Origin of the sequence: Falsiroseomonas tokyonensis (genome assembly GCF_019024325.1) — a bacterium.
Classification (GTDB): domain Bacteria; phylum Pseudomonadota; class Alphaproteobacteria; order Acetobacterales; family Acetobacteraceae; genus Falsiroseomonas; species Falsiroseomonas tokyonensis.
In genome coordinates, this window is sequence record NZ_JAFNJS010000032.1 from 1 (window position 1) to 4186 (window position 4186).

The window sequence follows — 4186 nt, forward strand, 5'->3', positions numbered from 1 at the left end:
GGTGCCCTGATCCTGCGCCGCGGTGACCAGGGTGACAGCAACCTGCGCGGTGCGATGCTGCATGTACTGGGCGACCTGCTTGGTTCGGTCGGCGCGATCGGTGCTGCCATCGGCATCATGCTGACCGGCTGGAGTCTGCTGGATCCGATCCTGTCGGTCCTGGTCGCCGTGCTCGTCGTGCGGTCCGCCTGGGGGCTGGTGTCTGAATCGATCCGCGTGCTGCTGCAGGCCGTCCCACGCGGTCTGGATGCCCGTGCTGCCGAAGCCGATCTCGCCACTCTCCCCGGAATTTCCGAGGCCGGACATTTCCATGCCTGGACGCTGACCGATGAGAGCAGCGTCGCCACAGTGCATGTCGTCCCCGAGGCCGGTGCCGACCCGCTGGCGCTGCCGGCGCTGGTCGCGGCACGGCTGCGCGAACGCTACGCCATCGACCACGTCACCACGCAGGTCGATCCACCTGGCGGCCTTGTCGCCGGCAGCCACTGAGGATCTGACCACATGACCGTTCCTTTCGACTGCCCGCGCTGCGGCACCGTTCTAACAATGAGCGACCGCGCTGGCATTGAGATCGACTATTGCCCGAGCTGCCGCGGCGTGTGGCTGGACCGCGGAGAGCTGGACAAGATCATCGAGCGTGCGGAGACCGCGCCTGCCGCGCCCGCGGCGCCCGCCGCGCCAAATTCAGCCTGGACCGCGCCGAACGCGAGTGGATGGCGGCCGGAAGGTGGGCACCGTGAGAAGCATGGAGGCCATGAAAAGCAAGCCCAACATGGACGCCGAAAGTCTTGGTTGCAGGAGATGTTCGATTGAAGGACCTGCATGAACCCCAACGCCGCTGGCTGGTGATGGCGATTGCCTTGGCCTGGCGGGCAATCTCGTCGCGCTCGGCCGAGGCGCAGGATGGACAGGGGGGGTCGGTCGTCGTCAGCGGCGCGTGGGCGCGAGCCGTGCCGCCTGAAGCTCGCGAAAGTCAGGGATTTTTCATCGTCCGCAATGCCGGCGCGACAGCAGATCTTTTAGTCTCCGCCTGGTCACCCGACGTCGAGGCAATACGCGTGCTGGAGCGCGATCCGATCGCTGCCGGCGCATTCCGTCCCCCAACCGAGGGGCTTCCCATTCTCACGGGCGAAACTCTCACACTGGAACCCGGCGGGCCATACCTTGCGCTGAATGGACTGCGTCAGCCTCTCGGGGCGGGCAACATGATCCGGGTGTTCCTTCGGTTTGCGCAGGCCGGCGAGGTCCCTGTTGAACTCCGAGGTCATGACCATTGAACGATGACACGTCGCCCGATGCCCTCCGCATCCGTGCCCAAAAGCGCCGGTCGCGCGCCATCCTTGCAGTACTCTTCACCCTCGTAGCCGTGTTCTTCGCCATCACCATAGCGCGGATGGACGAACAGGCGGAGGCGCGGAGGGCGCGTGCGACGGAGCAAAGATGAAGGCTGGCCCGCTGGCTGCAGCGGCCGACACCGCATCGGTTGGCGCTTCGACATCGACGCTGCTCCGGATTGGGGTGCGGTCGAAGGCGGCCGCACTCGCTCTCGGGGCTATGACGCCGCTCGCTTTCGCGCCGCTGTACCTTCTGCCGGCCTTCCTTCTCGGCTTCGGCGGGTTGTTTCTGCTGCTGGAGCGGACGCGCTCGGTCCAAGGCGCCTTCCTGTTTGGTTGGCTGTTCGGCATCGGCAACTTCACGGTCGGGCTTGGCTGGATCACCGAGGCATTCGCCGTGGATGCCGAGACCTTCGGTGCGCTCGCCCTTCCGGCGCTCGTGGCGTTGTCGGCGGGTCTGGCCCTGTTTCCCGCCTTATCGCTCGCGGCTGCGCGTTACTTGGCGGGCCCCGGGCGTGGTCCGCGTCTTCTCATCGCATTCACGATCTGCTGGACGACGGGTGAATGGCTGCGCGGGACGGTCCTGACCGGCTTTCCATGGAATCTTGCGGGGCATGCCTGGGGCTTCGCCGACGCGCCCCTTCAGCTTGCCGCCTTCATCGGGATTCATGGCCTCAGTCTGGCGACCATCCTCCTCGCAGCACTGCCAGCCTTCGCGCTTTCCGCTCGGCGGGTCTGGCCGTTCGGCCTCGCAGCCTGCTGCGTGGCGCTGCTGTGGGCCAGCGGCGCTGCAAGGCTCGCGGTGCCGCCGCCACCGGACCTGCCGGATGTTCGGCTGCGCCTGGTGCAGCCCGAGGTGGCGCAGTCCCTCAAATGGGCGCCCTCGGAAAGGGCCCGCATCCTCGCCGATCTTCTTGCTCTCAGCCGTACGCCGGGAGCATTGGGCGCAGAACCGACGCATCTGCTTTGGCCCGAGACGGCAGTTCCCTACCTGATCGCAGAGGAGCCTGCCGTTCGCGCGGCAATCGCCGCTGTGGTGCCGCCGCGGGGCGCCCTCGTGACCGGCGGGGTGCGACGCGGGCTGGATGTCGCCGGGCAGCCCTCGATGCGGAACAGCGTGTTGGTCCTCGATGGCACGGCCCGGATCTTGTCGGCCTACGACAAGATGCGGCTGGTGCCCTTCGGCGAATACGTGCCCTTCCGCGCGTGGCTACCGGGGGTGCCGAAGCTGACGAACGGCGCAGTGGATTTCTCGCCGGGCACGGACGCCGCGCCATTGCCGGTTCATGGCTTGCCCGCCGCCATGACACTGATCTGCTACGAGGCAATCTTTCCTGGTGGCGGCGGTGGAACAGCACGCGACGCAGGTTGGATTCTGACCCTCACCAACGACGCTTGGTTCGGCCGCTCCTGGGGGCCGCATCAGCATGCGCTTGCGGCCAAGATGCGCGCGGTGGAGCTTGGATTACCGATGGTGCGCGTTGCGAATGGCGGAGTTTCCTTTGTCACCGATGCCTACGGGCGGATGCGGCAGCAGATGGCACTCGGCACGCGGGGCGTAATGGACGTGGCGCTGCCTGGAGCGTTGCCGAGCCGAACGCCCTACGCAAGCTTCGGAGACTGGCCGCTGCTGGCGGTCCTGTTCACAGGGCTGGCAGGCTTAGCCGCGACCCGCAGGGGAGACGAGCCGCATGACGCTTGAATTCTCGGCCCTCGGCCTGCTCCTGGCCTTCGGTGGCGGCCTGGTCTCCTTTCTGTCGCCCTGCGTGCTGCCGCTGGTTCCGGGCTGGGTGGCCTACGCCTGCGGCACCGGCGTGCGGGATGCGCCGCCACGAAGCCGCGCCATGCTGCTGGGTGCCAGCTTCGTCCTAGGCTTTTCGCTGGTCTTCGTGCTGCTCGGGCTCGGTGCCTCGGCGTTGTCGCAATGGCTGCGGCGCTGGAGCCTGGAGTTCCAGGTCGCCGGCGGGGCACTGGTCCTGGCCTTTGGCTTGGTGCAGATCGGTGCGCTGCGCCCCTCCTGGCTGCTACGGGACGTGCGGCTGCCCGCCTTCGCAGCGGGCGGCACGCCCGGCGGCGCGGCGCTGCTTGGCGTCTCCTTCGGCTTTGCCTGGACGCCCTGCATTGGCCCTGTCCTCGGTGCAGTGCTGGCGGTCGCGGCTATTCAGGGTGATGGCGCAGGGGCACCGCTGCTGCTGGCCTACTCGTTGGGGCTGGGCGTGCCTTTCCTGCTGGTCGCCTTCTACCTGCCTGCGGCCGCGGCGACGTTGCGGCAATGGCGTGGCTTCGGCCGCGGAGCGCAAGTCGCCTCTGGCTTCGTCATGGCGGCGATGGGCGTCCTGATGATGATGGGCGAGATGACCAGCATCGCCGGATGGTTCGTCCAGACCTTTCCCTTCCTGCTGAGGCTTGGCTGATGCGCTTGATCGGGATCATGGCGGCACTGGCCGCCGGTGCGGTGGACCAGGCCACCAAAGTATGGGCGCTCGGTGCCCTTTGGCCGCCCTACAGCGAGGGCATCACGGTGCTGCCCGTGTTGAACCTGCGGCTCGGCTTCAACACCGGCGTGACCTTCGGCATGTTTGCCGACAGTGCAGCCGGTGCCGCCTGGGTGCTGGTGCTGGTCACCCTCGCCATCACCGCCTTCCTGCTGCGCTGGCTTTGGCGCTCGGCATCAAGATTGGAGGCCCTGGCGCTCGGCCTCGTCATCGGCGGCGCTCTCGGGAATGCCATCGACCGGCTGCGCATCGGGGCGGTCGTCGACTTCCTCGACGCACATTACGCGGGCTGGCACTGGCCAACCTTCAACATGGCAGATGTCGCCATCGTCTGCGGTGTCGCCCTGCTCATCCTCG

The 4186-nt window shown here is 67.5% G+C and carries 6 protein-coding genes; all 6 read left to right on the forward strand.

Going from position 1 to position 4186, the window contains the following annotated elements; translation table 11 throughout:
• The coding region (locus tag J3S20_RS29675) for a cation diffusion facilitator family transporter (RefSeq protein ID WP_216840536.1) at positions 1-489 on the forward strand (489 nt) is incomplete at its 5' end.
• 12 nt (positions 490-501) lie between these two features.
• Entirely contained in the window at positions 502-813 is a 312-nt protein-coding gene (locus tag J3S20_RS29680; protein WP_216840537.1) for a TFIIB-type zinc ribbon-containing protein, read from the forward strand.
• Complete coding sequence (locus J3S20_RS29685; protein WP_216840538.1) at positions 810-1277, forward strand: copper chaperone PCu(A)C; 468 nt, start codon at positions 810-812, stop codon at positions 1275-1277. Before J3S20_RS29680 ends, J3S20_RS29685 begins: the two co-directional genes overlap by 4 nt.
• Before the next feature lie 163 nt (positions 1278-1440).
• A complete protein-coding gene (gene lnt, locus J3S20_RS29690; RefSeq protein ID WP_216840539.1) occupies positions 1441-3036 on the forward strand; it encodes an apolipoprotein N-acyltransferase in 1596 nt (531 codons plus the stop codon).
• Positions 3026-3748: a cytochrome c biogenesis CcdA family protein gene (locus J3S20_RS29695; RefSeq protein ID WP_216840540.1), complete on the forward strand. Its 723-nt coding sequence runs from the start codon at positions 3026-3028 to the stop codon at positions 3746-3748. The genes lnt and J3S20_RS29695 overlap by 11 nt, the downstream gene beginning before the upstream one ends.
• Before the next feature lie 17 nt (positions 3749-3765).
• Positions 3766-4186: signal peptidase II (gene lspA / locus J3S20_RS29700; RefSeq protein ID WP_216840541.1), on the forward strand; the 421-nt coding region annotated here is incomplete at its 3' end.

Bases quoted from the DNA above. Each gene is read 5' to 3' on its own strand.
- lnt (WP_216840539.1), top strand. From the start codon at position 1,441: ATGAAGGCTGGCCCGCTGGCTGCAGCGGCCGACACCGCATCGGTTGGC.
- J3S20_RS29695 (WP_216840540.1), top strand. From the start codon at position 3,026: ATGACGCTTGAATTCTCGGCCCTCGGCCTGCTCCTGGCCTTCGGTGGC.
- J3S20_RS29680 (WP_216840537.1), top strand. From the start codon at position 502: ATGACCGTTCCTTTCGACTGCCCGCGCTGCGGCACCGTTCTAACAATG.